Annotated in this window: 24 protein-coding genes; 5 read left to right on the top strand and 19 right to left on the bottom strand. The window is 69.9% G+C overall.

What is annotated here, in order from left to right; genetic code table 11:
* Positions 1–15 precede the first annotated feature (15 nt).
* Genes ACLJRL_RS35250 through nadA form a run of 4 tightly spaced genes read right to left on the bottom strand, consistent with a single transcriptional unit; the run spans position 16 to position 4786 of the window.
* Complete coding sequence (locus ACLJRL_RS35250; RefSeq protein WP_410660697.1) at positions 16–1185, bottom strand: S8 family serine peptidase; 1170 nt, start codon at positions 1183–1185, stop codon at positions 16–18.
* Between the two features lie 51 nt (positions 1186–1236).
* Complete coding sequence (gene nadC, locus ACLJRL_RS35245) at positions 1237–2127, bottom strand: carboxylating nicotinate-nucleotide diphosphorylase (RefSeq protein ID WP_410660696.1); 891 nt, start codon at positions 2125–2127, stop codon at positions 1237–1239.
* Positions 2124–3779: an L-aspartate oxidase gene (locus tag ACLJRL_RS35240; RefSeq protein ID WP_410660695.1), complete on the bottom strand. Its 1656-nt coding sequence runs from the start codon at positions 3777–3779 to the stop codon at positions 2124–2126. The genes nadC and ACLJRL_RS35240 overlap by 4 nt, the downstream gene beginning before the upstream one ends.
* Positions 3776–4786, bottom strand: coding sequence for a quinolinate synthase NadA (nadA, locus tag ACLJRL_RS35235; protein WP_410660694.1), 1011 nt, complete (start codon positions 4784–4786; stop codon positions 3776–3778). The genes ACLJRL_RS35240 and nadA overlap by 4 nt, the downstream gene beginning before the upstream one ends.
* 114 nt (positions 4787–4900) lie before the next feature.
* Between nadA and ACLJRL_RS35230 the strand changes: the two genes are divergently transcribed.
* Both ACLJRL_RS35230 and ACLJRL_RS35225 read left to right on the top strand, forming a co-directional pair.
* A complete protein-coding gene (locus tag ACLJRL_RS35230; protein ID WP_410660693.1) occupies positions 4901–5536 on the top strand; it encodes an NUDIX hydrolase in 636 nt (211 codons plus the stop codon).
* A 40-nt stretch (positions 5537–5576) separates the two neighbouring features.
* Positions 5577–6293: an LON peptidase substrate-binding domain-containing protein gene (locus ACLJRL_RS35225; protein WP_410660692.1), complete on the top strand. Its 717-nt coding sequence runs from the start codon at positions 5577–5579 to the stop codon at positions 6291–6293.
* A 78-nt stretch (positions 6294–6371) separates the two neighbouring features.
* Here ACLJRL_RS35225 and ACLJRL_RS35220 read toward each other — a convergent pair whose 3' ends face one another.
* Together ACLJRL_RS35220 and ACLJRL_RS35215 are read right to left on the bottom strand one after the other, a co-directional pair.
* Positions 6372–7451, bottom strand: a complete 1080-nt coding sequence (locus ACLJRL_RS35220) for a M48 family metallopeptidase (RefSeq protein WP_410660691.1) — start codon at positions 7449–7451, stop codon at positions 6372–6374.
* Between the two features lie 45 nt (positions 7452–7496).
* A complete protein-coding gene (locus ACLJRL_RS35215) occupies positions 7497–8102 on the bottom strand; it encodes a DUF2567 domain-containing protein (RefSeq protein ID WP_410660690.1) in 606 nt (201 codons plus the stop codon).
* Positions 8103–8284: 182 nt separating this feature from the next.
* Here ACLJRL_RS35215 and ACLJRL_RS35210 point away from each other — a divergent pair.
* Positions 8285–9159, top strand: a protein-coding gene (locus ACLJRL_RS35210; protein ID WP_410660689.1) for an IS5 family transposase whose coding sequence is annotated in 2 segments (ribosomal slippage) — positions 8285–8675 and positions 8675–9159 — 876 coding nt in all. Because the reading frame shifts where the segments join, the coding sequence is not laid out codon by codon here.
* A gap of 39 nt (positions 9160–9198) precedes the next feature.
* Here ACLJRL_RS35210 and ACLJRL_RS35205 read toward each other — a convergent pair.
* The 8 genes from ACLJRL_RS35205 to ACLJRL_RS35170 all read right to left on the bottom strand — a co-directional run bounded on the left by ACLJRL_RS35205 (position 9199) and on the right by ACLJRL_RS35170 (position 19022).
* On the bottom strand, positions 9199–9402 hold the full coding sequence (locus ACLJRL_RS35205) for a hypothetical protein (protein WP_410660688.1): 204 nt from the start codon (positions 9400–9402) through the stop codon (positions 9199–9201).
* On the bottom strand, positions 9389–10405 hold the full coding sequence (gene bioB / locus ACLJRL_RS35200) for a biotin synthase BioB (RefSeq protein ID WP_410660687.1): 1017 nt from the start codon (positions 10403–10405) through the stop codon (positions 9389–9391). The genes ACLJRL_RS35205 and bioB overlap by 14 nt, the downstream gene beginning before the upstream one ends.
* Positions 10406–10502: 97 nt before the next feature.
* Entirely contained in the window at positions 10503–11219 is a 717-nt protein-coding gene (gene bioD, locus ACLJRL_RS35195) for a dethiobiotin synthase (protein WP_410660792.1), read from the bottom strand.
* Positions 11220–11272: 53 nt separating this feature from the next.
* Entirely contained in the window at positions 11273–13474 is a 2202-nt protein-coding gene (locus tag ACLJRL_RS35190) for a SulP family inorganic anion transporter (RefSeq protein WP_410660686.1), read from the bottom strand.
* 158 nt (positions 13475–13632) lie between these two features.
* The gene (locus tag ACLJRL_RS35185) at positions 13633–15891 is read right to left on the bottom strand and encodes a bifunctional SulP family inorganic anion transporter/carbonic anhydrase (protein WP_410660685.1); all 2259 of its coding nucleotides are present in this window, start codon (positions 15889–15891) and stop codon (positions 13633–13635) included.
* 239 nt (positions 15892–16130) lie between these two features.
* The gene (locus tag ACLJRL_RS35180; RefSeq protein ID WP_410660684.1) at positions 16131–17411 is read right to left on the bottom strand and encodes an adenosylmethionine--8-amino-7-oxononanoate transaminase; all 1281 of its coding nucleotides are present in this window, start codon (positions 17409–17411) and stop codon (positions 16131–16133) included.
* Positions 17412–17436: 25 nt separating this feature from the next.
* A complete protein-coding gene (locus ACLJRL_RS35175) occupies positions 17437–18645 on the bottom strand; it encodes a cytochrome P450 family protein (protein ID WP_410660683.1) in 1209 nt (402 codons plus the stop codon).
* A 23-nt stretch (positions 18646–18668) separates the two neighbouring features.
* A complete protein-coding gene (locus tag ACLJRL_RS35170; RefSeq protein ID WP_410660791.1) occupies positions 18669–19022 on the bottom strand; it encodes an SRPBCC domain-containing protein in 354 nt (117 codons plus the stop codon).
* A gap of 124 nt (positions 19023–19146) precedes the next feature.
* Here ACLJRL_RS35170 and ACLJRL_RS35165 point away from each other — a divergent pair, with 124 nt between their 5' ends.
* Positions 19147–19770, top strand: coding sequence for a uridine kinase (locus ACLJRL_RS35165; protein ID WP_410660682.1), 624 nt, complete (start codon positions 19147–19149; stop codon positions 19768–19770).
* On the opposite strand, the gene ACLJRL_RS35160 is transcribed toward ACLJRL_RS35165, so the two are convergent.
* The 4 genes from ACLJRL_RS35160 to ACLJRL_RS35145 all read right to left on the bottom strand — a co-directional run bounded on the left by ACLJRL_RS35160 (position 19758) and on the right by ACLJRL_RS35145 (position 23284).
* Positions 19758–20327 carry a dienelactone hydrolase family protein gene (locus ACLJRL_RS35160; RefSeq protein ID WP_410660681.1) on the bottom strand — a complete coding sequence of 190 codons (570 nt, stop codon included), beginning with the start codon at positions 20325–20327 and terminating at the stop codon, positions 19758–19760. The two genes, ACLJRL_RS35165 and ACLJRL_RS35160, sit on opposite strands and share 13 nt — an antisense overlap.
* On the bottom strand, positions 20327–21484 hold the full coding sequence (locus tag ACLJRL_RS35155) for a glycosyltransferase family 4 protein (protein WP_410660680.1): 1158 nt from the start codon (positions 21482–21484) through the stop codon (positions 20327–20329). Before ACLJRL_RS35155 ends, ACLJRL_RS35160 begins: the two co-directional genes overlap by 1 nt.
* A gap of 98 nt (positions 21485–21582) precedes the next feature.
* Positions 21583–22635: an NlpC/P60 family protein gene (locus ACLJRL_RS35150; protein WP_410660679.1), complete on the bottom strand. Its 1053-nt coding sequence runs from the start codon at positions 22633–22635 to the stop codon at positions 21583–21585.
* A 445-nt stretch (positions 22636–23080) separates the two neighbouring features.
* Complete coding sequence (locus ACLJRL_RS35145; RefSeq protein WP_410660678.1) at positions 23081–23284, bottom strand: hypothetical protein; 204 nt, start codon at positions 23282–23284, stop codon at positions 23081–23083.
* A 169-nt stretch (positions 23285–23453) separates the two neighbouring features.
* Here ACLJRL_RS35145 and ACLJRL_RS35140 point away from each other — a divergent pair, with 169 nt between their 5' ends.
* Entirely contained in the window at positions 23454–24446 is a 993-nt protein-coding gene (locus ACLJRL_RS35140; protein ID WP_410660677.1) for a hypothetical protein, read from the top strand.
* A 42-nt stretch (positions 24447–24488) separates the two neighbouring features.
* On the opposite strand, the gene ACLJRL_RS35135 is transcribed toward ACLJRL_RS35140, so the two are convergent.
* The gene (locus ACLJRL_RS35135; protein ID WP_410660676.1) at positions 24489–25874 is read right to left on the bottom strand and encodes an NYN domain-containing protein; all 1386 of its coding nucleotides are present in this window, start codon (positions 25872–25874) and stop codon (positions 24489–24491) included.
* Positions 25875–25900 lie beyond the last annotated feature (26 nt).

Genomic DNA, 25900 nt, shown 5'->3' with positions numbered 1-25900 from the left:
GTACGCCGCTGCCGCTCACGAGGCGCGGAATCGCGAAGGCTTCCAACCGCGGCGCTTGCCCCGGCGGGCCGCGGCCACCACCACTCCGGCCGCGGCGGCGAGGGCGACCCCGACGATGGCGACCACCCCGGAGACCTTGTCCGTACCCGGGCGGACCGGCGCGGCCGCGGGGACGACGACGGTGTCCGGCCCGACCTGGGGCGGCCCTCCCGGACCAGGCGTGCCCGCCGGGATGGATGCCGAGACAGCGGCATAGGCGTCGACCGAACCCCAGCCCCGGCGCGGATCGTGCCCGCCGCTCGGGCCACGGTGCGCGGTCAGCGTCAGCCGGGCGACGACCTGCTCCGGCGACAGCTCCGGGTGGTACGCGCGCACGAGCGCGGCGACTCCGGCGACGTACGCGGCGGCGAGGCCGGGATCGCTCACCGGCCACCGGTGCGCCACCGTCCCGCCCGCTCCCGCGGACGTGCTGACCAGCTCGGCGCCGGGAGCGGAAAGCCCTACGTACGAACCGGATTCCGCCTGCACGGCCTCACCGGCCTGGTTCGCCGAACCCACCGCGAGCACGCCGGGTGTCGCGGTCGGGAAAGACGACGCGCCCTGTTGCGTCCCCGAAGCGGGCGAGACGATCAGCGCACCTTTTTCCCTGGCACGGGAGACTGCGCCGGTCAACGCGGGATCGTCGGTCGCGGCCGGGACGGCGATCAGGATGATGCCGGCGTCGCGGTCCGAGGCCGCGTCGATGGCGGACGCGAGCTGCCCGGGGTCGCCGCCGCCGTTGGCCTGCGTGTAGCGGATCGGCAGGATCCTCGCGCCGGGCGCGATCCCGGTGAACGTCGTCGACGGATCCGGTTGCGCGCCGACGATCCCGGCGGCGATCGTGCCCCGGCCATCGCAGTCCTGGGCCTCGGTGCCCTGGCCGCCGACCAGCTGACCGGGGGCGAACTGGCCGTTGCCGCCGTCCACCCCGGTGCCGATCACCGCGACCAGCTGGCCGGTGCCTCGTGACAGCGGCCAGATCCGCGCGGGATCGATCAGCCGCTGTCCCCACGAGACGGCCGCGGTGTAGGTCCCCGTCGGATTCGCGCACTGCTCGGCGACCGCCGTCGCCGGGACGGGGGCGCCGAGCGTGCCCATGAACGCAGCACATCCCGCGACGGCACTTTTACCGGCAATGCCCACCATTCCTCCAGAATTTCCTTGTCACACAAGGGAATTCTAGTACGGATGACGGCTTCAGCGAAGGTCCATCCCGAGGTCGAGCGCGGGCGAGGAATGGGTGAGCGCGCCGACCGCGAGGAAGTCCACACCGGACTCCGCGTAGGCCCGCGCGACGTCCAGCCGCAGCCCGCCGGAGGACTCCAGCCGGGTCTTCGGCGACACCTCGTCACGCCTGTCGACCGCTTTCGCGCACTCGTCCGGCGTGAAGTTGTCGAGCAGCACCTCGTCGGCACCCGCCGCGAGCGCCTCCTCCAGCTGGGCCAGGTCGTCGACCTCGACCTCGCAGTGGAGTTCGGGCGCGTGCTCCCGGGCCGCGGCGAGCGCGGCCGTCACCGAACCGGCGGCGACCACGTGGTTGTCCTTGATCAGCACGGCGTCGCCGAGCCCCATCCGGTGGTTCGCCCCGCCACCGGCGCGGACGGAGTACTTCTCCAGCAACCGCAGTCCGGGCAGGGTCTTGCGGGAATCCCGGACACGGCAGCCGGTACCGTCCACAGTGGACACCCAGATGGCGGTCGCGGTGGCGATACCGGACAGGTGACACAGCAGGTTCAGCGCGGTCCGTTCGGCGGTGAGCAGCCCGCGCACCGGGCCCCGGACGACCAGCGCGGGCTCACCGGCGACCAGCCGTTCACCGTCGTCGCGGCCGGCCATCACCTCCAGTTCCGAGCCGATGACCAGATCGAACACCGCCAGCGCGACCGGGATCCCGGCGACCACCCCGGCCACCCGGGGCGTGAGTTCGGCCAGCGCGTTCGCGGACTCGGGCACGGTGGCCGCCGTCGTCACATCGGGCCCGTATCGCAGGTCCTCGGCCAACGCGGTCGTGACCACCCGCTGGACATCGGGGACGTCGAGGCCGTGATCGGCCAGCACCTTGGCGACCCATGGGGAGAATTCGGTCATGCCACACCCTCCAAAGCGATCGGATCGGCCAGTACCGGCTGGCCGGACGGGCTCAGCCCGATGAGCTGGCTGCGCTGCCAGACGACGTCGTCGCGTCCGGGGAAATCGGTCCGCACGTGGCAGCCGCGCGACTCCGTCCGGCGAGCGGCCGCGGCCACGAGCGCCTCCGCGACCAGCGTGAGCGCCGCGTCTTCGACGATCCGAGGAGTCCACAAAGGACTCCGGATGGTCGAGAGGTCCAGCACCGAGCCGACCACGGAAAGTCCTTCGGCGTCCCGGCCGATCGCGGCGTACCGGCTCATCGCCCGCTGCAACGCGTCACGTTCGGCCACGGCGACCGTCGCCGGGGGCGCGAGCACCCCGCGACGCGGATCTGCCAGCGAACCGGCGGCCAGATCGGCGGCGACCGCCTCGGCCACCCGCTGTCCGACGACCAGGCCTTCGAGCAAACTGTTGGACGCCAGCCGATTCGCGCCGTGCAGACCGGTACGGGCGACCTCGCCGGCGGCGTAGAGCCCACGCACCCCGGTGTGTCCGTCCACAGTGGTCACCACCCCGCCGCAGGCGAAATGTGCCGCTGGCGTGACCGGGATCGGGTCGCCCGCCGGATCCAGGCCGATCGCCGCACAGGCCGCGTGAACGGTCGGGAACCGTTTCGCGAAACCTGCGATCCCTGTGGCGTCAAGGAAAACGTGGTCGTCGATACCGCCGGGAGCCTGCGTCATCCGGCGGGTGATCGCCGCGGACACGACATCGCGGGGCGCGAGGTCACCGAGCGGGTGCACCCCGCGCATGACCGAAGCGCCCGTCGCGTCGTGCAGTGTCGCGCCCTCGCCCCGCACCGCCTCGGTGACCAGCGGGCAGCGGCCCCGCGCGCCCGGGGTGAACAGGACCGTCGGGTGGAACTGGACGAACTCGACGTCCGCGAGCTGCGCCCCCGCGCGCAACGCGAGCGCCAGCCCGTCCCCCGTGGCGATCTCCGGATTCGACGTCGCCTGATACAGCTGCCCCAGCCCGCCGCTGGCCAGCAGCACGGCCGGAGCCCGGACGACACCGGGAACGCCGTTGTGGTCCAGCACGGTCAGCCCGGCCACCTCGCCGGCGGGGGTGAGGACGGCGTCGACGGCGATGTGGTGTTCCAGCACCGGGATCCGCCGGTCACCGGCCTTCGCGACCAGCGTCCGCTCGACCTCCGCCCCGGTCGCGTCGCCACCGGCGTGGATGACGCGGAACGCGCTGTGCCCGCCTTCCCGGGTGCGTGCCAGTTCGTCCCCGCCTTCCACCGCCGGGTCGAACCGGGCACCTTCGGCCCGCAGCCTGGCTACTGCGGCCGGGCCGCCGGCGATGATCGACCGGACGACGTCCTCGTCGCAGAGCCCGGCCCCGGCCGTGAGCGTGTCCGTGGCGTGCTTCCCGACCGAGTCGCCATGCTCGTGCTCCCCCTCCAGCACGACGGCGACGCCGCCTTGAGCCCAGCGCGTGTTCCCGTCGGAAACCGCCGCCTTGGTGACCACCAGGACGTGCAGCCCGAGTTCACGCGCGCGCAGCGCGGCGGTGAGCCCGGCCACTCCGCTGCCGATCACCACAAGATCGGCGGCGGCCTCCCACGCCGGGCCGGTTTTCGCCTGAAGAGCGGTAACCGGGTCGGTCATTCTCCGCCGCCAGGCTGCCCGATCTCGATCATCCGCTGCACCGAGGCGCGGGCACGGGAGGCTGTTTCGACGTCGACGTGGACCTCGTCGGCGCCCTCACGCAGCGACCGCAGCAGGGCGGCCGGCGTGATCATCTTCATGTACCGGCAGGAGGCCCTGTCGTTCACCGCGCGGAAGTCGATCTCCGGGGCGGCCTTGCGCAACTGGTGGATCATCCCGATCTCGGTGGCCACGAGCACCGACTTCGCCTTGGTGTCGCGGGCGGCGTGGACCATGTCCCCGGTCGAGAGGATCTTGACCCGCTCCGGGGCAACGGCGCCCGCGCCGGCCAGGTAGAGCGCCGACGTCGCGCAGCCGCATTCGGGGTGGATGAACAGGTCGGCGTCCGGGTTCTCCGCGGCCCGCTCGGCCAGTTCGGCGCCGTTGATCCCGGCGTGCACGTGGCACTCGCCCGCCCAGATGTGCATGTTCTCCCGGCCGGTCACCCGCTTGACGTGGGCGCCGAGGAACTGGTCCGGCAGGAAGAGAACATCCTGGTCAGCAGGGATAGAGGCGACCACGTCGACGGCGTTGGACGACGTGCAGCAGATGTCGGTCTCCGCCTTGACCTCGGCCGTGGTGTTCACGTACGAGACGACGACCGCGCCGGGGTGCTCGGCCTTCCACTCGCGCAGCTGGGCGCCGGTGATCGAGTCCGCGAGCGAGCAGCCTGCCCGCGCGTCCGGGATCAGGACCGTCTTCTGCGGCGCCAGGATCTTCGCCGTCTCGGCCATGAAGTGCACGCCGCAGAAGACGATGGTGGATGCCTCGCTACTCGCCGCGATCCGGCTGAGCGCGAGGGAATCGCCGGTGAAATCGGCGATGTCCTGGATCTCGGGGACCTGGTAGTTGTGCGCGAGCAGCACCGCGTCGCGCTTGCGAGCGAGGCTCCGCACCTCCTCCGCCCAAGCGGCATCGGCGACGACGCCGCCGTACGGGGTCAGGTCGTTTTGCAGGGTGCTCGTCATCGTTCTGGCCCTCCTGGACCCTCACCGGTTTTCGCCTTATAATCGAAAACCGTGCGAAGTCATCTTAACACCCAGACCCCCCTCGCCCACGAGGTTTTGGGAGCGGTCCTGCAAGTGCGCTCGGACACACTCCGGGTCCTCCTGTGGCGGCGCGCGCTCGATCCCCATCTGGGCCGCTGGTCCCTTCCCGGCGGGAGGCTGAGGCCGGAGGAAGACGTCGAGGCATCCATCCGGCGGCAGCTCGCCGAGAAGGTCGACGTACGCCAGTTGAAGCATGTCGAGCAACTGGCGGTGTTCAGCGCACCGGACCGGGTGCCGGGCCCGCGGGTCGTGGCGACGGCGTTCCTCGGTCTCGTACCGTCCGATGTGGACCCCGAAATCCCGGAAGACACCGAATGGCACGACATTTCCGAGCTGCCGCGCACGGCTTTCGACCACGAGTCCATCGTGCTGCGCGCGCGGGACAGGCTCCGTTCGAAGCTCTGTTACAGCAATCTCGGCTTCGCGCTGGCACCGGAGGAGTTCACCGTTTCGGCGTTGCGGGGGCTGTATTCGGCGGCGCTGGGGTACCGGGTGTCCGCGACGAACCTGCAACGCGTCCTGTCGCGGCGCGGGCTGCTCGTTCCCACCGGGCGCACCGCCCCGCCCGGCCGCAGCGGCGGACGTCCGGCGGCACTGTTCTCCTTCGCGGGCAAGGGGATGCAGATCACCGACCCGTTCGCGGTGTTCCGCCCTCCTGCCGGAAAGTGACCGTCCTGCGAAGTCCTCGCGGTCCCCGTACCTTGAACGGGTGACCGAGCCGAGCGATGAGTCCACCGGGAAGGCGATCTTGCCGCTGTTCCCGCTACAGACCGTGCTTCTGCCCGGAACGCACCTTCCGCTGCACATCTTCGAACCGCGGTACCGGCAGCTGATGTCCGACCTCGTCGGCGACGTCGTCCCGGACCGCGAATTCGGGGTCATCGCGTTGCGCTCCCCGGCGATGCGGGAGGTGAGCGGCCTCGAGCACGTGCACGAAGTCGGCTGCACCACGGTGCTGCGCGAGGCGAAACGACTGCCGGACGGCCGGTTCGACGTCGTCACCACCGCGCGGCGCCGGTTCCGGCTGCTCGAACTCGACCGCGTTTCCGCGCCTTACCTGATCGGCTCGGTCGAGTGGGTGCCCGACGACCGCGTCGGCGCGCTGCAGGGCGACACCGTGACCAGGCTCGCCGACGTGACCAAGGCCGCGCACCGGCGCTACTGCGAATCCGCCTGGCACGCCGACGACTGGGTCGCGCCACCCGACGACACCGACATCCACGACCTGGCCTACCGGCTCACCGCGGACTGCCTGGTCCCCCTGGAGGACCGGCAGCATCTGCTCGAAGAGACCAACCCGCTGCGGCGGCTGCGGATCGCCTGCCGCCTGCTGACGCGGGAGGCCGGGTTCCTCACCAAGCTCGGCGCGGTACCGATGCCGCCGGGAGAACTGGGCGAGTTCACCCGCCCCTCGAACCTGAACTGAGCCGCTTCCGCGTGCTATGAACGGGCCTTTCCTTGCAAAATTTGCAAGGAAAGGCCCGTTCATAGCATCCGAAGAGCCCTACTTGCCGGAGCCGGGAGCGCCCTCGTCCGGAGCGTCCGCCGACGCGTTCCCGTCGTTCCCGTTCCCGCCGAACTTGTTCCACACCTTGCCCGCCGCCCCGGACACCGCGTCGCCGACGTCGCTGAACACCTTCGTCAGCGGGTCGGCCGAGCCGTTCCAGGAATCCTTGTAGGACTTCGCGGCCGACTTGAGGTCGTCAGTCCAGGTGGAGGACGGCGCGTCGGAGTCGCGGCGCGGGTATTCGCCGGCGAGGATTCCCCGGTACTCCTCCGAAGCGGCCCACTTCTGCAGTTGCGCGGCACGCACGACGGCCAGCGGGTGCGACATCGTCTCGACGTAGCGCAGCTTCAGGTAGCTGTCGCGGATGTCGTCGACCGACTCGTACTCCGCGGCCTGCTGAAGGAACGCCGGGATGTCGATCTTCGACGGGTCGATGCCGCCCGCGACGAGGATCTGCGAGCGCAGCGCGGCCGTCGGGTCCTGCGAGCACAGCAGTCCGGCGCGGTCGCAGGACAGTTCGGCCTTGCGGTACCACTCGCGCAGCGCCGCGATGACGACCCGGATGCCGATCGCGCTGACCGGCGTCCACGACATCGACATCTGCAGGTTGATCAGCCGCAGCAGGATCGTGCGGTACACCGCGTGCCCGGACAGCACGTGGCCCATCTCGTGCCCGATCACGAACCGCAGCGACGCCAGGTCCATCGTCTCGACGGTCGCGGTGTTGAGCACGATGAACGGCTCGTCCATGCCGATGGTCTGCGCGTTGACCTCGGGGCTGCGGGCGACGAACAGGTTCGGCACGCGGTCGAGGTCGAGTGTCTCCGCGCATTCGTTGCGCAGTTTGTCCAGTTCCGGGTACTGCTTCGGGCCGACGCGGATCCCCGACGCCAGCGCCATCAGCCGTTCGCCGCGTTCGGCGTAGAAGCCGGAAACGGCCTTCACGACCTGCGCGAAGCCGGGTACCGCGCGCAGGGTGGCCAGCGCACCCCGGTCGACGGGATGTTCGTAGGCCCGCGGGCTGATACCCGGGAACCGGACGGCGTTGTGCCGGGAAACCTCGATGTCGTCGGTCAAGTCAAAGCCCCCTAGAGAAGTTGCCAGCCACCCTAGAGGAAATCGTCAGCCGAGGCGGCGACCCAGATCTTCCCGGCCGTTCCACGCGGTCAGGAGCGTGTAGACCAGCGTGGTCATCAAGGGCGCGGCCAGCATGATCCACGGCGATTCGATCTGCGGTGCCTTCGCGATGACGTCGCCGAGGGCAGGCGCGGCGGAGATCTCGTAGCGGCCGTTGGCGAACGAGACGCCCATCGTGGTGCCCAGCCAGCCGGCCAGGGCCGCGCCGCCGGTCGCGGCGATCAGCACGACGGGGCCGCGGCGCTCCCGCATCAGCCAGGTCACGATGCCGATCAGCAGCCCGGCGCCGAGCGCGAGGAAACCGTAGATGGCGAGGTCGTCGAAGCGGTGCCAGCTCTCCAGCTCCAGCGGCTGCAGATCACCGTTGGCGTTGATCACCCGGACCCGCTGCGGCGGCGCGAGCCGCGACCACAGCCACGCCAGCGGGAAGCCGAGCAGCCCGGCGGTGGACAACACGCTCACCGCGGGCAGCAGGTCGGCCTTGATCACGACCTTCGGATGCGGGCGGCGCGGCTTCGGCAGCACCGGGACCGACCAGGGGTCGGGCACGCTGGAAGACAGGTGTGCCGGTTTCCCCGACGTCTCGCCCAACCCGGACTCCTCCCTCAAGCTGCTTGTGCAGAGCGTAACCAATGACGCTCCCAGCGCATGCAACCCCGCACCGAGTCCCGCATATCGACCGCGATTAGTCCTCTAGTTGCGGTAGATGCACGCGCAAGTACCGCGACTAGGGCCTGTTTCAGAAGTGAATCTTGGTTTGGGATGATCTTTGTGTGGGGCGTGGTGATCTGACGAATGAGCAGTGGGCGAGGCTGGAACCGTTGCTGCCTGTCGGGAAGAAGCCGGGTCGTCCGCCGGTGCATCCGCGGCGGCAGTTGATCGACGGGATCCGGTTTCGGGTGCGTACGGGGGTGCAGTGGCGGGATCTGCCGGCGCGGTATGGGCCCTGGCAGACGGTGTATGGGTTGTTCCGGCGGTGGCAGCGGGACGGGACCTGGAAACGGATTCTGGCCCGGTTGCAGGCCCAGGCGGACGCGGATGGGCTGATCACGTGGGATGTGAGTGTTGATTCCACGGTGGCTCGCGCGCACCAGCACGCTGCTGGTGCGCGAAAAAAGGGGCTGATCAGCGTGAACCGCCGGGCGGGGTCGACCTCGAGCCGGACGATCACGGAATCGGCCGATCACGGGGTGGGCTGACCACCAAGCTGCATCTGTCCTGTGAACAGGGGCAGAAGCCCCTCTCGATCGTGGTCACCGCCGGGCAGCGGAATGACTCGCCGCAGTTCACGACGGTGCTGGAGCGGATCAGCGTGCCCCGGCCGGGGCGGGGACGTGCTCGCACCCGCCCGGACCGAGTACTGGCGGACAAGGCATACGGTTCCCGCGCCAACCGTTCCTACCTGCGGAAACGAGGCATCCGTTGCACCATCCCGGAGAAAACGGACCAGGTTCGCCACCGCAGGAAACGAGGCCGCCGCGGTGGTCGCCGCCCCGCGTTCGACAAGGACATCTACAAGCAGCGTCACGCCGTCGAATGCGGCATCAACCGGCTCAAACGCTGCCGAGCCGTCGCCACCAGATACGACAAACTCGCCGTCCGCTACGAAGCCACCGTCACCATCGCCGCGATCAACGAATGGCTCTGACATCTGAAACACGCCCTAGAGGACTAATCGCGTGAGAAATCAGCCGGCGAGTTCGCCGTGACGGCTGCACCGGGCCGTCCAGCCCACTGGGGTGATCTGGACGACCATCCGCCGCGCGCAGAAGGTGCAGTAGCGCGGCGGTTCGAGTGCCGTTCTGGGGTTGTGGCAGGTGGGATGCTCCACGCCGCCGTCGGACCGCTGTCCACAGTGGACGCAGAACGCGGGTGCGTCAGAGGACGTCACTGATCGCCTTCACCGGCATCTTCAGCTCGTCGAGCATCTGCAGGTCCGCGCTGGCCGGGCGGCCCAGGTTGGTCAGGTAGTTGCCGACGATGATCGCGTTGATGCCGCCGAGCATGCCCTGCTTGGTGCCGAGGTCCCCGAAGGTCAGCTCACGGCCGCCGGAGAACCGGATCAGCGGACGCGGCATCGCGAGGCGGAACGCGGCGACGGTGCGCAGCGCGTCCTTGCCCTCGACGACCTCGAAGGCCTCGTACGGCGTACCCGGCTGCGGGATCAGGAAGTTCATCGTGCACTCGTCGGGGTTCAGCTCGGCCAGCTGCGCGGCGAACTCGGCGCGCTGCTCGACGCTCTCCCCCATCCCGATGATGCCGCCGCAGCAGACCTCCATGCCCGCCTCGCGGATCATGCGGAGGGTGTCCCAGCGCTCTTCCCACGTGTGGGTGGTGACGACGTTCGCGAAATGCGACCGCGCGGTCTCCAGGTTGTGGTTGTAGCGGTGCACGCCCATCTCGACGAGTTCGTCGACCTGCTCCTGGGTGAGCATGCCGAGCGAGCAGGCGATCTGGATGTCGTTGCCGTCCTCGCGGATGGCCTTGATCCCCTCGCGGACCTGCGTGAGCAGGCGCTTGTCGGGGCCGCGGACCGCGGCGACGATGCAGAACTCGGTCGCGCCGGTGTCGGCGGTCTGGCGGGCGGCCTTCACCAGGCCGGGGATGTCCAGCCACGCCGAGCGCACCGGTGTCGGGAACCGGCCGGACTGCGAGCAGAAGTGGCAGTCCTCGGGGCAGCCGCCGGTCTTGAGGCTGATGATGCCCTCGACCTCGACCTCGGGGCCGCACCAGCGCATCCGGACCTCGTGGGCCAGCGCCAGCAGGTCGGTCAGGTGGTCGTCGCCGAGCCGCAGGACATCGAGGACCTGCTCCTCGTTGAGCCCGACTCCACGCTCGAGGACCTGGTCACGCGCCACGGCGAGGATGTCGACGGTCTCCGGGGCTGAGGTCACGAGGCGGCTCCTGTTCGGGGTGGGGCATCAAAGCAAAGGCACATCATCGTGCACGACCGACGGCCTCGGACACAGCGACGCAGATCACTACCGGCGGTCACTTCTGGGCGGACGAGCTGCCCGCGAAGCACTCGGGGTCGAACACGCCGCCGAACCACGGCGAGAGCCCGGCCCTGGCCCGCTCGGTGAACTCCTCCCGCCCGGCCGTGCCCAGCCCGGCGGGCAGCACGCCCAGCAGCGGGGCACCGGCCGCGACCGGCAGGTCCCGCAGGTTCGACACCGCCGCCAGATCCGGGTCGTCCGGCCACGAACCGATGATCACGCCGGCCACGGTGAGCCCGCGTCTGGTCGCGACCTCGGCGGTCAGGGCGGTCGCGTTGAGCGTGCCCAGCCCGGCCTCGGCCACGATGATCACCAGCGCGCCGAGCGACCATGCGACGTCGGCCAGCGTGGCGCCGTCGGCGTCGAAGCGGACCAGCAGGCCGCCCGCGCCCTCGATGAGGGTCAGGTCGTGTTCGCCGTTGAGGTCACTCGCGGCGCCGGCGATCTCGCTCGGCCCGAGCGTCGGCAGCCCGGACATCCGCGCGGCCGCCTCGGGCGACAGCGGATCCGGATATCGACGCAGCTCACGCGTGGTGATCGAGCCGGCGAGACGGCGGACGTCGTCGAGGTCACCCGGCTCGTCCGGGGCGACCCCGGTCTGCGCCGGTTTCAGCACGGCGACACGCTGGCCCTGACCAGCGGCCAACGCGGCGATGGCGGCGGTGGAGATCGTCTTGCCGACACCTGTACCGGTACCGGTCATGACCAGCATGCTCACGTGGGAACAACTTAGTGGTCAGGTCCGAGGAGCGCTGAAGGGGACCTTCAGTTCCCCGGATCAGGCACCGTGGCCACGGCACCGACGGGCGTGAACGCCGGGCTGCCCTCGTCCGACAGGTAGACCTGAGCGGCGCCGACGTCGAAGTACATGCCGGTCAGGTGCAGTTCACCGCGCGCCTCCGCTTCGGCGATCAGCGGGTAGTGCCGCAGGTGGTCCAGCTGCTGGAGCACGTTCTGCAGCGCCAGCCGGTTGACCTCCTTGTCCGGGCGATCGCCGTCGAGGGTCACCGTCACCCTTCGCTTGGCGCTCGGCTCGGCGTGGTGCAGCCAGGACGCCAGCATCGGCGCCCCGTCGGGCGTGCCGGTGGCCAGCGCCTGCATCGCACCGCAGCCGGAGTGCCCGCAGACCACGATCTCGCGCACCTTCAGCACGCCGACGGCGAACTCGACGGTGGCGCCCATCGACGGGTCGGCCTGGCGGGCGGGCACCAGGTTGCCGATGTTGCGGACGGTGAACAGATCGCCCGGACCGCTGGTGGTGATCATGTTCGGCACGATCCGCGCGTCACCGCAGGTGATGAACAGGGTGTGCGGCGACTGGCCGCCCGCCAGTTTGCTGAGCGCCGGCTGCATGAGCGAGGCCGTGCGCCGCTGGAACTCGGTGGCCCCGCGCAGCGTCGGCCCGCCGCGCTGGCCGGGCAGTACGACGTCCTTGGCCTGCCAGTCCGACCACGGCGCGAGGAACCGGGGCACCGAACGCACCGCGTCCGTGCGGGTCAGCGTGGGGTCCCCGGACTTGCCGTTGGCGAACCACGGGTGCCCGACCTCGTCGACGATGACTTCGCCGCCCGTCCGCTCGTGCCCCTGCTGCCAGTTCGAAAGGCTTTCGAAGGCGGCGTGGTCGAGGTAGTCGACGATCAGTTCCAGGGTCACCTTCGCGCCGCCGGGCACGGTCGCGAGCACCCGGCTGAGCCTCGGCACCGAAAGGAAGGTCAAGACGCCTTCGACGACGACGCGCCACTCGTCACCGTCGCGTTCGGCGTGGATCCCGGACCACACCGTGCGCCGCAGCATCAGCAGCACCGACACCGCGATGCCCATCAGGACACCGGTGAGCAGGTCGAAGACGACGACACCGGCGAGCGTCACCAGGTACATCCCCAGGTCACCGTGTTTGAGGACCTGCTTGATGTGGCCGGGGTTCACCAGTTTCGCGCCGACGTGGACGAGCAGGCCGGCGAGCGCGGCGAGCGGGATGTTCTGGATGAGCCCGGCGAACGCGGCGACGAACACGAGGACCCAGACACCGTGCAGGATCGCCGAGGTGCGGGTGCGGGCACCGGCGGCGACGTTGGTCGAGCTGCGGACGATCACGCCGGTGACCGGCAGGCCGCCGAGCGAGCCGGAGGCCATGTTCGCGGCGCCCTGGCCGATGAGCTCGCGGTCGAGGTTCGACCTCGGGCCGGTGTGCAGCTTGTCGACCGCGACGGCCGAGAGCAGGCTTTCGACGCTCGCGATCAGCGCGATGGTGATCACCGCGACGGCGAAGGAACCCCAGCCACCGCTGGGGATTTCGGGCGCGAAGCGGATGTTGAGCAGGTCGCCGGGCAGGGTGACCCGGGGCAGGGTCATGCCGGCGGCGACGGACAGCACCGTCACCACCGCGATGGCGGCCAGCGGGCCGGGGACCTTGCGGACGGCCTGGGGCAGCCGCGGCCACACCAGCAGGATGCCGATGGTGAGCACGCCGATCAGGGCGGCCGTGTCGTGGTGGCCGATGATCTGCGCGGGCAGTTCGGCGATGTTCTTGAGCGCGGAGCTCTGGGCGGAGCCGCCCAGGACGACGTGCAGCTGGCCGAGGACGATGGTGACGCCGATACCGGCGAGCATGCCGTGCACGATGGCGGGCGAGATCGCGAGCGCCGCCCGGGCGATGCGGCTCAGGCCGAGCAGGATCTGCAGGGCACCGGCGGCGACCGTGATCGCGCAGGTGGTGGCCCAGCCGAAGGTCGCGATGGTTTCGGCCATGATCACCGTCAGCCCGGCGGCCGGGCCGCTGACCTGAAGCGGCGAGCCGCCGAGCGCCCCGGCGACCACACCTCCCACGACAGCCGCGATCAGCCCCGCCACGATCGGCGCTCCCGACGCCAGAGCGATCCCGAGTGACAACGGGACGGCTACGAGGAACACCACCAAAGATGCGGGCAGGTCGTGACGAAGCACGGTGAGGGGTCTCATGATCACCATGCAACTGGTGATTTGTCCGCTATGCACCACCTGATCGAGTGAATATCCCCCTACTGACGGGTGGCGTACCCCACTTTCGGGCTGTTTCGTTGCCCGGAGATGTCCGGCGCGTTGCGAAAAGCCTTGAGGGGTCCCAAATGCTGGGACCCCTCAAGGGCTCAGGACTTCACAGGAGACGCCGCCGAAGTGAACGACCGATGCGCCGCGTCGAGCAGGTACACCGTCGCCTGCCCGACGTCGAAGTACATCCCGGTGAGCCGGAGCTCGTCACGCGAGAGCGCGGTGTCGACCACCGGGTACGAACGCAGGTTTTCCAGTTGCTGTACCACGTTGTGCAGGGCGAGCTGATCGCCTTCGTGTTCGGGACGCTGCCCGTCGAGCAGCACCGCCCCTTCGCTTTCCCTGCGCCGCAACGTTTCCTCGCCGTGGCGCAACCAGCCGCCGAGCTGCGCGAGCCCGGTGGGCGCGTCACCGAGCAGCGCCTTCATCGCGCCGCAGCCGGAATGCCCGCACACCACCACTTCCCGCACCCGCAGCACACCGACGGCGTACTCGATCGCCGCGCCCACCGAGAAATCCGCTTCGGTACTGGCGTGCGGCACGAGATTTCCGATGTTCCGGACGGTGAACAGGTCCCCCGGCCCGCTGGTGGTGATCAGGTTCGGCACGACCCGCGCGTCGCCACAGGTGACGAACAGCGTGTGCGGCGCCTGCCCGTTCGCGAGCCCGTCCCAGGTGCTGCGCAACAACGGCGCGGTCCGCCGCTGGAACTCCGAAGCGCCCCGGCACAACGGCACGCTGCCACCGCGCTGTCCGGGCAGTTCCAGATGTTCGGCCTGCCATTCCGACCACGGCGCGAGCCACCGCGGCACCACCCGGGAGGCGACGCCGCGCCGCACTGTCGGCACGCCGGCCTTGCCGCGGCCGAACCACGGATGCCCGATCTCGTCGACGATCACCACTCCTCCGGCGCGTTCGTGCGCGCGCTGCCAGTTGCGGAGGCAGTCGAAGGCGGCGTGGTCGAGGTAGTCGACGATCAGTTCCAGGGTCACTTCGGAACGCGCGGGCAGCCTGGCGAGGATGGCCGTGAGCCTGGGCACGGAAAGGAAAGTGAGCGCGCCTTCGATGACGACGCGGGTCCGCGCGCCGTCCGGTTCGACGTGGATGCCGGAGAACAGCATCCGTCGCAGCATGAGCGCGAGCGCCACCGCGATCCCGGCGGCGACGCCGGTGAGCAGGTTGACGGCCACCGCGCCGGCGAGCGTCGCGAGGTAGACCGGGAGATCACCGTGCCGCCGGACTTCGCGCAGGCTGGCGACGTTGACCAGTTTGGCGCCGACGTAGACGAGGAGCCCGGCGAGGGCGGCGAGCGGGATCATCCGCAGCGCGCCCGCCAGGAACAGGCAGCAGCCGAGGATCCAGGCGCTGTGCAGGATCGCGGAGGCCCGGGTGCGGGCCCCGGCTTCGAAATTGGTCATGGTGCGGACGACGACGCCGGTGACCGGGAATCCGCCGAGCGACCCGGTGGCGACGTTCGCCAGCCCCTGGCCGATCAGTTCGCGGTTGAGGTCGGCACGGGGCCCGTCTCGCAGTTTGTCGACGGCGACGGCCGAAAGCAGGCTTTCCAGGCTGGCGATGAGCGCGATGGTGAGCACGGCGGCGGTGATCGCCACCCAGGATCCGGACGGCGCCTCGGGGACGAAACCCAGCCCCGGCAGGCCGTTCGGGAGGTCGACGCGCGGCAGGTCCATCCCCGCCGCGACGGAAAGGACGGTGGCCAGCACGACGGCGGCCAGCGGGCCGGGCACGCGGCGTATCGAACGCGGCAGCCGGGTCCACAGCAGGAGTACCCCGATGGTGACCACGCCGATCAGCGCGGCCTGGTCGTGATGCCCGACGATCTGGCCCGGCAGCGCGAGGACGTTCGCGATCGCGGAGCCCTGCGCGGTTCCGCCGAGCACGACATGCAGCTGGCCGAGCACGATGATCAGGCCGATGCCGGCGAGCAGGCCGTGCACGATCGCCGGGGAGATCACCAGCGTGGCCCGGGCGATGCGGCTGACGCCGAAGAGGACCTGGACCGCACCCGCCGCGACGGTGATGGCGCAGGTGGCGGCCCAGCCGAAGGTGGCGATGGTCTCCGCGAGGACGACGGTCAGCGCGGCGGACGGGCCGCTGACCTGAAGGGCGGAACCGCCGAAGAGACTCGCTACGAGCCCGCCGACGACGGCGGAGATCAGTCCCGCGAGCAAGGGTGCCCCGGCCGCGTGCGCGACGCCGAGGGAAAGAGGGACGGCCACGAGGAAGACGACGACCGAAGCCGGGATGTCGTGGCGAAGGGTTCGCAGGAGGGTCGAAGTGGAGCGGCGGCGGCCCGGGGGCCCGGTGTCATGCTCGTCACCAACGAAGTCGATCATGGGGGCAGGTAACCGGATGAACGCGGAAAAGTCCGCTACGCAAAGGTTCTTCAGGTTTGCTTATGCATCGAAGGCCCAGGGCATAGCGCCCTTTTGCGACAATCCACTCAGGACGGATCCCGATCGGACTCGCCCGTTCGCCTGACCTGGATCACTCATGCTCACGCGCTGTACTCAGCGTGGCCTTCCAGGATTGCTGTGGTCGCCGTCACACTCTTTAGGTTGAATTCTGCCCCGGGTCAGGCTTTTTGCGCGACCGCGAGCATCGCCGATGTGATCGCCGCGAGGTCGTCCGCCTCCGAAACATAGGGCGGCATCGCATAGATCAGGTTCCGGAACGGCCGCAGCCAGACGCCGTTCGCGGTGACGACCTCGGTCGCGATCGCCATGTCGACCGGGTGGTCCAGTTCCACCACCCCGATCGCGCCGAGCACCCGCACGTCGGCGACCGACGGCAGTTCGCGGGCGGGTTCGAGACCGGCTCGCAGCGCGGCCTCGATACGCGGGACGTCGGTCTTCCAGCGCCCTTCGGCCAGCAGCCCCAGCGAGGCGTTGGCCACCGCGGAAGCCAGCGGGTTCGCCATGAACGTCGGCCCGTGCGCGAGCACCGGCAGTTCGCCGCGCGAGATCCCGTCGGCGATCTCCGGCGTGCACAGCGCCGCCGCCATCGTCAGGTAACCACCGGTCAGCGCCTTGCCGACGCACAGGACGTCCGGGGTGACCCCGGCGTGCTCGGCGGCGAACATCCGGCCGGTGCGGCCGAACCCGGTGGCGATCTCGTCGAAGATGAGCAGGACGCCGTGGGCGTCGGTGATCTCGCGCAGCGCGCGGAGGTAGGCGGGCGGGTGGAACCGCATCCCGCCCGCGCCCTGCACGACGGGCTCGACGATGACCGCGGCGAGTTCGCCGGCGTGCCGCTCGATCTCGGCCGCGAGCAGATCGAGGTAGGCCTGATCCGGCTCGTCGTCGAAACCGCCCGGGGGCTTGGGCAGGAACAGCTGATCCGGCAGGATCCCGCGCCACAGCGAGTGCATCCCACCCTCGGGGTCGCATACGCTCATCGGCGTGAACGTGTCGCCGTGGTAGCCGCCGCGCCAGGTCATCAACCGGCGCTTTTCCTTACGCCCCACCGACTGCCAGTACTGCAGGCACATCTTGACGGCGACCTCGACCGACACCGATCCGGAGTCGCACAGGAAGACGTGGCGCAGCCCGTCGGGGGCCAGGTCGACCAGCGTCTTCGCCAGGGTGATCGCCGGTTCGTGGGTGAGCCCGCCGAACATGACGTGACTCATCCGGCCCGCCTGTTCGGCCAGCGCCGCGTCCAGCACCGGGTGCCGGTAGCCGTGGATCGCCGACCACCAGGACGACATGCCGTCGACCAGTTCGCGGCCGTCGTCCAAGGTGAGCCGGACTCCGCTCGCTTCACGGACGAGCAGTGACTCGACCGTGCCCGGCATCGGCCCGTAGGGATGCCAGACGTGTTCCGCGTCGAGAGCGAGGAGTTCGGCGGCGTCCATCCGGCGACCCTACGACACGCCCGGTTCAGCGCAGGCGCACAGGGAGGGTTTCCAGGCCGTGCACCAGGGTGCTTTCCCGCCAGCGCAAGGTTTCCGGCTCGGCGCCGAGGCTCAGCCGCGGGAATCGGTCCAGCAGGCCGCGCAACGCGATCTCGGCCTCCAGCCTGGCCAGCGGGGCGCCGACGCAGTAGTGGATGCCGTGCCCGAACGCGAGATGCCCGGACGCCGGACGGGTGACGTCCAGCCGGTCCGGGTCGCCGAAGCGCTCGGCGTCCCGGTTCGCGCCGATCAGGGAGACGAGCACGAACTCCTCGGCCGGGATCTCGACGTCGCCGACCTCGATGGGCACGGTGGTGAACCGCAGGGTCGCCAGGTGGATCGGGCCGTCGTAGCGCAGGAACTCCTCGATCGCGCCCGGCAGCAGCGCGGGATCGGCGAGGAGCGCGGCCATCTGCCCCGGCTCGCGCAGCAGCGCGAAGACGCTGTTCGCGATCAGGTTGACCGTCGTCTCGAATCCGGCGACCAGCAGGAGGAACGCCATCGACAGCAGTTCATCCCCGGACAGCGAATCGCCCTCGTCGCTGGCGTGGATCAGGCCCGAGAGCAGGTCTTCGGCGGGTTCCGCGCGCTTCTCCTCGATGAGGTCGACGAGGTACGCGTGCATCTTCGCCGCCGCGGCGCGGAGTTCCTCCGGCGTCGACCAGGCGACCATCGTGTTCGACCATTTCGCGAACGCCGGCCGGTCGCCCGCGTGCACGCCGAGAAGTTCGCAGATCACCCTGATCGGCAGCGGAACGGCGAAGGCGGTCAGGAGGTCGACGCGCTCCGCGTCGCCTGTCGCGTCCAGCAGTTCCGCGGTGATCTGCTCGATCCTCGGCCGCAGCCGGGACACCGTCCGCGAGGTGAAGGCCTGGTTGACCAGTTTGCGCAGCCGCGTGTGGTCCGGCGGATCGGTGTTGAGCATGTGCCCGCTGAGCGCGCGGACGGCGTTGTCGCCCGCGGTCTCGAAGCCGTCGCGTTCGAAGAGCCGCCGGATCTGCGTGGTGTCCTTGCCCACGCGGGGATCCGAGAGCACCGCACGGGCCTCGGCGTACCCGGTGACGATCCAGACGTCCAGGCCGCGTGGCATCCGGACCTTGCGGACCGGACCGCCCTCACGCAGCAGCGAAGAGATCCGGTGTGGCTCCTGGACGAGGTCCTCGGCCAGGTTCTTCAGATCTTCGGACACCCGCATCGGCCTGCCTCCCAGCGCGCTGGTCAGCGTTCGGCCAGCGCGGCCACCACCCGCTCGGTCACGTCGGTCCAGTATGCCCGCTGTTCCTCGCGCTCGTCGGCGCCCGCGAGCCACTCCTGATGGAAGCGCAGCGTGGACTTCTGCTCGGTGCCGCTCACGCTGATCTGCAGCGTCGAGTCGTGATCCCAGTCCTTCGGCCGCCAGGTCAGCCGGAGCCGGTCGCCGTCGGTCCAAGCCCGGATCTCACCGGTGGTCCCGTTCGCCGTCTCGTACGCCGAGCCCGGCTCACGGGCGAGTTCGGCGCCGGGGCCGAGCCAGATCTCCACACCGTCGCGTCCGACCAGGAAGTCCCACACCTGTGCGCTGCTGTGCGGCACGGTCTGGGAAACGCCTACCTGCCAACCACTTCCGGCTGTCTTGGGCATCGCTTTGGTCACCCGCCCATCATCCCATCGGGTGTGCCGTGCGGCGGTCACCGGTCCGGGTGGAGGATCTCTGTCTGTGCGCTATCGTCCGATTTCTCCCGCTCAGCTGGTCTCCGAACTCACCGAGAGCATCACGGCGATCACCGGCCGCCGCCGGATCGCGGTCGGAATCGACGGCGCGGCCGGTGCGACGAAGACCACAGAACTCGCGGATGCCCTGGTCGACCCCCTGCGGATCGCCGGGCACGCGGCGTTGCGGATCTCGGCGGGCGACTTCCTCCGGCCGGCCTCGCTGCGTTTCGAACGCGGCAAACAGGATCCCGACGCGCGCTACACCGACTGGCTCGACCTCGGCGCGCTACGCCGCGAGGTGCTCGACCCGCTGGCCGAGGGCGGCAGCGGGCTGGTGCTCCCCTCGCTGTGGGACCCGGTCCGCGATCGCGCCACCCGCGCCCAGCGCGTCGAACTGCCCGAAGGCGGTGTCGTCCTGCTGGACGGCGAGTTCCTGTTCGGCGCGGGCCTCGCGTTCGACCTGAGCGTGCACCTGTGGCTCTCGCCGGCGGGGCTCAAGCGCCGGGTACCCGACGAGTGGGCCCTGCCCGCCTACGAGCGCTACGAAGAGGAAGTCGACCCCTCGGCGCTGGCCGAGGTCGTGGTCCGGGTCGACGACCCGGACCACCCCGCGCGCTACGAACCCTGACGGCGTTTGTCGGTCCGCTCCAGGAACTCGATGACCCGCTCCCAGGTGAGATCCGCCGCCGCGGCGTCGAACGGCGTGCTCTCCTTGGTGTCCGGGTCGGTGAACAGGTGCGAACAACCGGCGTAGGAGAAGACCTCGGTGTCCGGGTTCTCTTCCGCACGGCGCAGATCGTCCTGCACCAGCCATTCGTCCGGGTCGGCGATATGCATCGTCGCCGGGATACCGGGCAGGAACGTGGGCGCGTCGTGCAGGAACACCAGCGCGGAGGCGTCACCGCGCGCGCGGGACACCAACGCGGCGTAACTCGCGCCGAGCGAATAGCCGGCGTAGACGACGCCCGCCGGGACGTCCGCCATCGCCGCCTCGGCGCGGTCGAACATCACGTGCGGCTCGATCGAGTCGCGGAGGACGATGGCGTCGGGAAGATTGTCGGCGGTCCGCCCCTGGTAGAGATCCGGCGTCCAGACCTTGTTCCCGGCGTCGCGGAGCCGGTCCGCCGCGGCGAGCACGGAGGGACGCAGCCCCAGCGCGGAATGGAAGAGAACGACGTCGGCCATCACCGCACCGCCGCGACCGGATCGCCGTCGAGCAGGCCGGAAAGCCTGCCCGCCATGGTGTCCCACCGCCAGTGCTCGCTGACCCATTCACGGCCCGCGGCGCCCATCCGCCGCGCCCGCACGGGATCCTCGAGCAGAGCGGCCAGCGTTTCCCTCAGCTGCTGTTCGTCGCGGCCGTCCACGACGTGCCCGGTGACCTCGTCGAGCACCGTTTCCGGCGCACCGCCGGAATTCCCCGCGACGACCGGCAGTCCGGTCGCCGAAGCCTCCAGGTACACGATGCCGAGCCCCTCGACGTCGAGCCCCTTTCCGCGCGTCCGTGCCGGCATGGCGAAGACGTCGCCGGCGTTGTAATGCGCCGGCAACTCCTTCCACGGCACCGATCCAGTGATAACCACGTTGTCTTCAACCCCCAGCGCGTCGACAAGCCCGGTGAGCGTCTTGCGGTACGGGCCGCCGCCGACGAGCAACAGCGCCACGTCCGGGATCCGCCTTCGCAGTTCGGGCAGGATTTTGATGAGCATATCCTGGCCTTTTCGCGGGACCAGCCGGGAAACGCACACGATCGTCGGACGGTCGCCGAGGCCGTGCCGATCGCGGATTTCCTTGCCCGCGGCGGCATCCGGGCGGTAAAGCGCGGTGTCGACACCGCACGGGAGCATCTCCAGTCCCGCCATCGGACCGAACGCGGCGGAGAACCGGGAGCGGGTGTACTTGCTGACGTAGGTGACGACGTCGACGGTGTCGCCGATGCGGCGCAACGCCTGCCGCGAACCCGGCAGCATCGACCAGCCCACCTCGTGCCCGTGCGTCGACGCCAGCACGCGACGCGCGCCCGCGGACCGCAGCGAATGCCCCAGCAGCGCCAGCGGCGCCGCCGCACCGAACCAGACGGCCTCGCAGTCGCGGGCGCGCATGATCTCCTTCGCCCGCTTGAGAACGTCCGGCGTCGGCAGCATCAGGGACGTCGGATGGCGCACGACCTCGAAGGGTGCGGCGGCGTCGAACTCACCGTGGGATCCGGTGCTCGACTCCCAGGACGGGGCGTAGACGACCAGAGCGTCCGCGGGCAGGCGGGTCGCCAGCGAGTTCAGGTAGTTCTGGATGCCACCGGGCCGGGGCGGGAAGTCGTTGGTCACCAGCAGGGTCCTCAGCACCCCTGCAGGCTACTTGGCCCGCGACGAGCGAAAGGGGCGGCACCGCTCGCGCGGTACCGCCCCTTTCGGTTGTCCTGTCACAGGACAACGGTGTTCGATCAGGCCGTCGGGCGACGGGCTCCGACGTAGTTGTTCTGCAGCGGCGAGACCTTGACGACGTCACCGGAAGTCGGCGCGTGCACCATCATCCCGTTGCCGACGTACATGCCCACGTGCGAAACGGGCGAGTAGTAGAACACCAGGTCGCCCGGCTGAAGCTCCGACTTCTGCACCGGGGCGCCGAAGGTCGACTGCTGACGGCTCGACCGCGGCAGGGTCAGTCCTGCCTGCTTGTACGCCCACATCATCAGACCCGAGCAGTCGAAGGTGGACGGACCGGTCGCGCCCCACACGTAGGCGCTGCCCAGCTTGCCCTTCGCGGCCGCGAGAGCCGCCGCGGCGGCCGGACCGGGAGCGGGCAGGTTGGGGAACGCGCCGCCCTTGTCCTTCTGGGCGGCCCTGTCCGAGGCGCTCAGGTTTCCACCCGCGCGCTCGATCTCCTTGAGCTGGTCGCCCAGCGTCTTCTGGCGCGCTTCGATGTCCGTCGTCAGCTTCGCCGCGGCATCGCGGGCGGAGGTGGCCGACGCCTGCGCGTCCGAAGCCTGCTTCGCGGCGGCAGCGGCCTGGGCCACGGCACCGCTCAGGTTGGTGAGCGCCGTGTTCTTGTTCGCGGCGAGGACCTCGAGAGCCGAGGAACGCTCCAGGAAGTCCTGGGTCGAGGCACCGGACAGCAGCGACGACAGCTTGTTCAGCTGCACACCGCTGGTGAACGACGCACCGGCGAACTTGTTGACCTCGCTCTGGAACGTCTTCTCGTCACCGGCCGCCTTGACGCCGGTTTCCTTGGCCGAAGCCGCGTCCGAGGTGGCCTTGTCGAGCTCACCCTGCTTCGCGGTGAGGTCGTCCTTGGCCTTCAGAAGGTCCTCGTTCACCTTCTCCGCCTGTGCCGCGAGGTCGCGGTACTTGGAGAGCGCGTCCGAGGTGGACGGGGGCTGTTGGGGGGCGGGGGCTGGGGCTGCGGTGGCGGAAGGCTGGGCGACCGTAACGGCTGCGATCACCGCGGCCGCGGCCAAAGCTCCTGACACCACGCGCTTGACTGGATGCGACTGCACGGTCGCGCGTGTCTCCTTTGCTGTCGGCCACCGACCGGATACCTGGGACGAGGAGGTCGGGGGCCCTCTTCCGCGAAGCCGCGTCGCCGGCCGTGAAGCCCGCGCGGTTCCCCGCGTTCCCGCCTCGCGCCTGGCCGAGAGCTATCGCAACAGGTTTGGCGCGAGGGTGGTTCTGGTGCGACTCCCCGACAAAGCCGCTTCGGTGGCGATCCCGTGTCGCCGTCTGTCGACGACTTCCGTCCACGAGATCTCGGACAGGTTACGAAACCCTGGCGACCACGTCCACCACGCCCACCGCAAAAACTCTGCGTGATGCGCCGAAACACCTTCGGACCAGCATGAGTGGAAACTTGTGACGGGCGTTACATCCTGGGGCTGGTCATGACTACCTACCGTTCACCCGATCGGATCGACCACTCGTCGAATGCCACGGACCGGGCGTGTCTCAGGCCGTCATCCGGCGCTCCTGACGGACCATCCGGAGGCGCGGAACCATCCCCGCTTCGGCGAGCGCGTCGACCGCCTTCCGCTCGTCGGCGTCCCATTCGAGAGCGAGCGGCGCTCCCAGAAGGACACTGACGACACAGTCATGACATGCGTCACCGCGAACCGCGCACCGATCGCAATCGATGACGAGAGTCTCATCCATGGGGGTGAGCGTAAGGACAGTCACCGACAGTTTCGGGCTCGTGAGTGGTAATGACGGTTAGAACCGTCATTACCACTCACGAGACCCAAGTTATCCACAACCGCCTGCTCCATCCACAGATCCGCTTCCAGCCCCCCCACCCGCCCTTGGCCCAGGTGATCGTGGACGGGTGCCCCTACACAAACGCTGGTCGGAGGAAGTCATCCCGGCCGAACAACGGCCGAGCTGGCCGATCCTGCTGCGCGAGCAGCACGGCATCGTGACCAGAGCCCAACTCCGGGCCTACGGACACTCCGCGGCCGACATCGTCGCCAATCTGGAAGCCGGGCGATGGCAGCGCGTCCTGCCCAGGGTCTACGCCACCTTCACCGGTGATCTCCCGCGCGAAGCCAAGATTCACTCCGCACTCCGCTATGGCGGCGGATACGCGGTCCTGAGCCACCGCACAGCCGCCGAGAAATGGCTCCTGCTGCCCGTCGTCGAAGGGCCGGTGGAGATCACCGTGCCCTATTCGAGTTCGGCCATCTCCCAGCCGCTTCTCGTGAAGGTGCACCGCTCACGGGCCTTGCGGCATTCCGCGGCCGATACGTGGCCGCCTCGCACCCGCCTCACGGACACCATCGTCGACCTGGCGGTATCCCAACCGACCGCCAGGGAAGCCTTGAACGTCGTCGTCGATCTGGTGAGCCGCAGCAAAGTACCGGTGCACGCGATGAAGGAGTGCGTCGAACTACGTCCGCCGTTCCGGTTCCGCGCCGAAATCCTGCGAGGCCTCGATCTGGTGGCCGGTGGTCTGATGTCCGCTCTCGAAGTGGAGTTCAAAGAACGAGTCGAGGAGTTGCACGGTCTGCCCTCGGGCGACCGGCAGACACCGATCGAGGTCGACGGCAAGACCTTGTGGGAAGACGTCACCTACGACTCGCACGGCGCCGAAGTGACCGTCAGGCTGGACGGACGCGCCACCCATGCGATGGCCGCCGTCGCCTTCCGGGACCGGCGCCGGGACAACGCGGCGGAACTCGCCGACCGGGCGCGACTCGTCTACGGCTGGCAGGACGTCCGGAACTCTCCGTGCCAGGTCGCGGCCGAAGTCCGCACGGTCCTGCTCCGAGAGGGGTGGGTCCCGACAGCGCGGCGGGGCAACTGCCCGAGGTGCTCGTGAGTGGTAATGACGGTTCTAACCGTCATTACCACTCACGAGCCTCTAAACCCGGCTGAGCCTCGACACCAGTACCGCCGACGGAACCGGGTGCGCGCCCTTCCGCCGCACCGAGTCCGCCACCGCCCGGTCCGTGCTCGCGACCACCATCGGCCGCCCGGGCGGCTCGGCCGCGACCAGCGACCGGATGACGTCGTCCGCGAGCACCCCGCGTTCGGAGAACAGCACCCGTACCCCGCGCGGCACCGCCGCGGGCACGGAGAGCACGCCGGCGCCGTCGAACACCACGGTCACTTCGGCGCTGGTCCGCGCGGCGAGCGCGGAAAGCTGGTGGATCAGGCGGTCGCGCTGGTCGGACAAGGCCAGTTCCGGATACCCGGTCTTCGTGACGTTGTAGCCGTCGACGATGAGGTGCACATTGGGCAGTGCGAGGTGCCTGTCGAGCGCGGTGACGTCCTGGATCCGGCCACCGGGCCCGAGTCCCGACGTCGCGCCCCGGACCATGTCCGCGGGCCGCTGGCCCCGCGCGCTCACCGAAAGCTCGCGACGCAGGCCACCGACGGCGCCTTCGATCGTGTCCAGCAGCAGTCCGAGCCGGACCTCGTCGGCCTGACGTGCCTCGCGGGCGGACTGCCGGGCGATCTCGGCGTCCGTGACGGCCTTATCCGCCCGCGTCCGCTCGGCCGCGACCCGCTGCCGCTCCCGGTCCAGCTGGACCTTCAGCGCCTTGATCTCGTCGGCGCTCTCGGCGCCGCCGCTCTCCGCTTCGGCCCGGGCCTCGGCGACCGCGTCCCTGGTCTGCCGCAGCTGGACGCCTTGTTCCCGCAGGCGCCGCAGCAGTTTCTCGACTTCGGCGTCGCGTTCGCCGCGTGCCCCGCCGGCGACCGCTTTCGCCTCACGCAGTTCTTCGCGCAGCTGGGTCAGCTCGGTCTCGAGCCGTTGATTGCGGGCCAGCGCGGCGTCGCGTTCGGCACGCAACGCCGTCTCCTCGGCGTTCTTCGCCACCAGCCGGACCCGCCCGGCCGCGCCCGACTCGCCCAGCAGCACGGCGGCGGCCGCGGCGGCGACGGAATCGGGGTCGTTCGGGTCCAGCGCGTCCTTGCGGTGCTCACGCAGCCATTCGGTGACCGCGACCCGGAACTGCGACGACTCCCCGAGCGCGGCGAGCAGCGCCGCCCCGCCGAGTTTCGCGCGTTTCGCCGGGGCGAACTTGGCCACCGGGCGCAGCTGCCTCGGCACATCGGCGACCGGCAGCTTGCCGACGGCGGCGGCCGCGAGCTCGGCGATCCGCTCGCGGACGGCCTCCGGCAAGGACGTCCAGCCTTCGGCCGGGACCTCCTCCACGGTCTCGCCGTCAGCCGTCGGCACGACACCCGAGGGTCCGCCAGTGGCGTCCTCGGGCAGTTCGGGCACTGTGGGCTGCGGCTGCATCGCACCAGCGTAGGCCCCACGCGCTC

This window comes from Amycolatopsis sp. lyj-112 (assembly GCF_046549055.1).
GTDB lineage: Bacteria > Actinomycetota > Actinomycetes > Mycobacteriales > Pseudonocardiaceae > Amycolatopsis.
The sequence above is the reverse complement of the archived record's forward strand: the minus strand, read 5'-3'. Positions and strand labels throughout refer to the sequence as shown.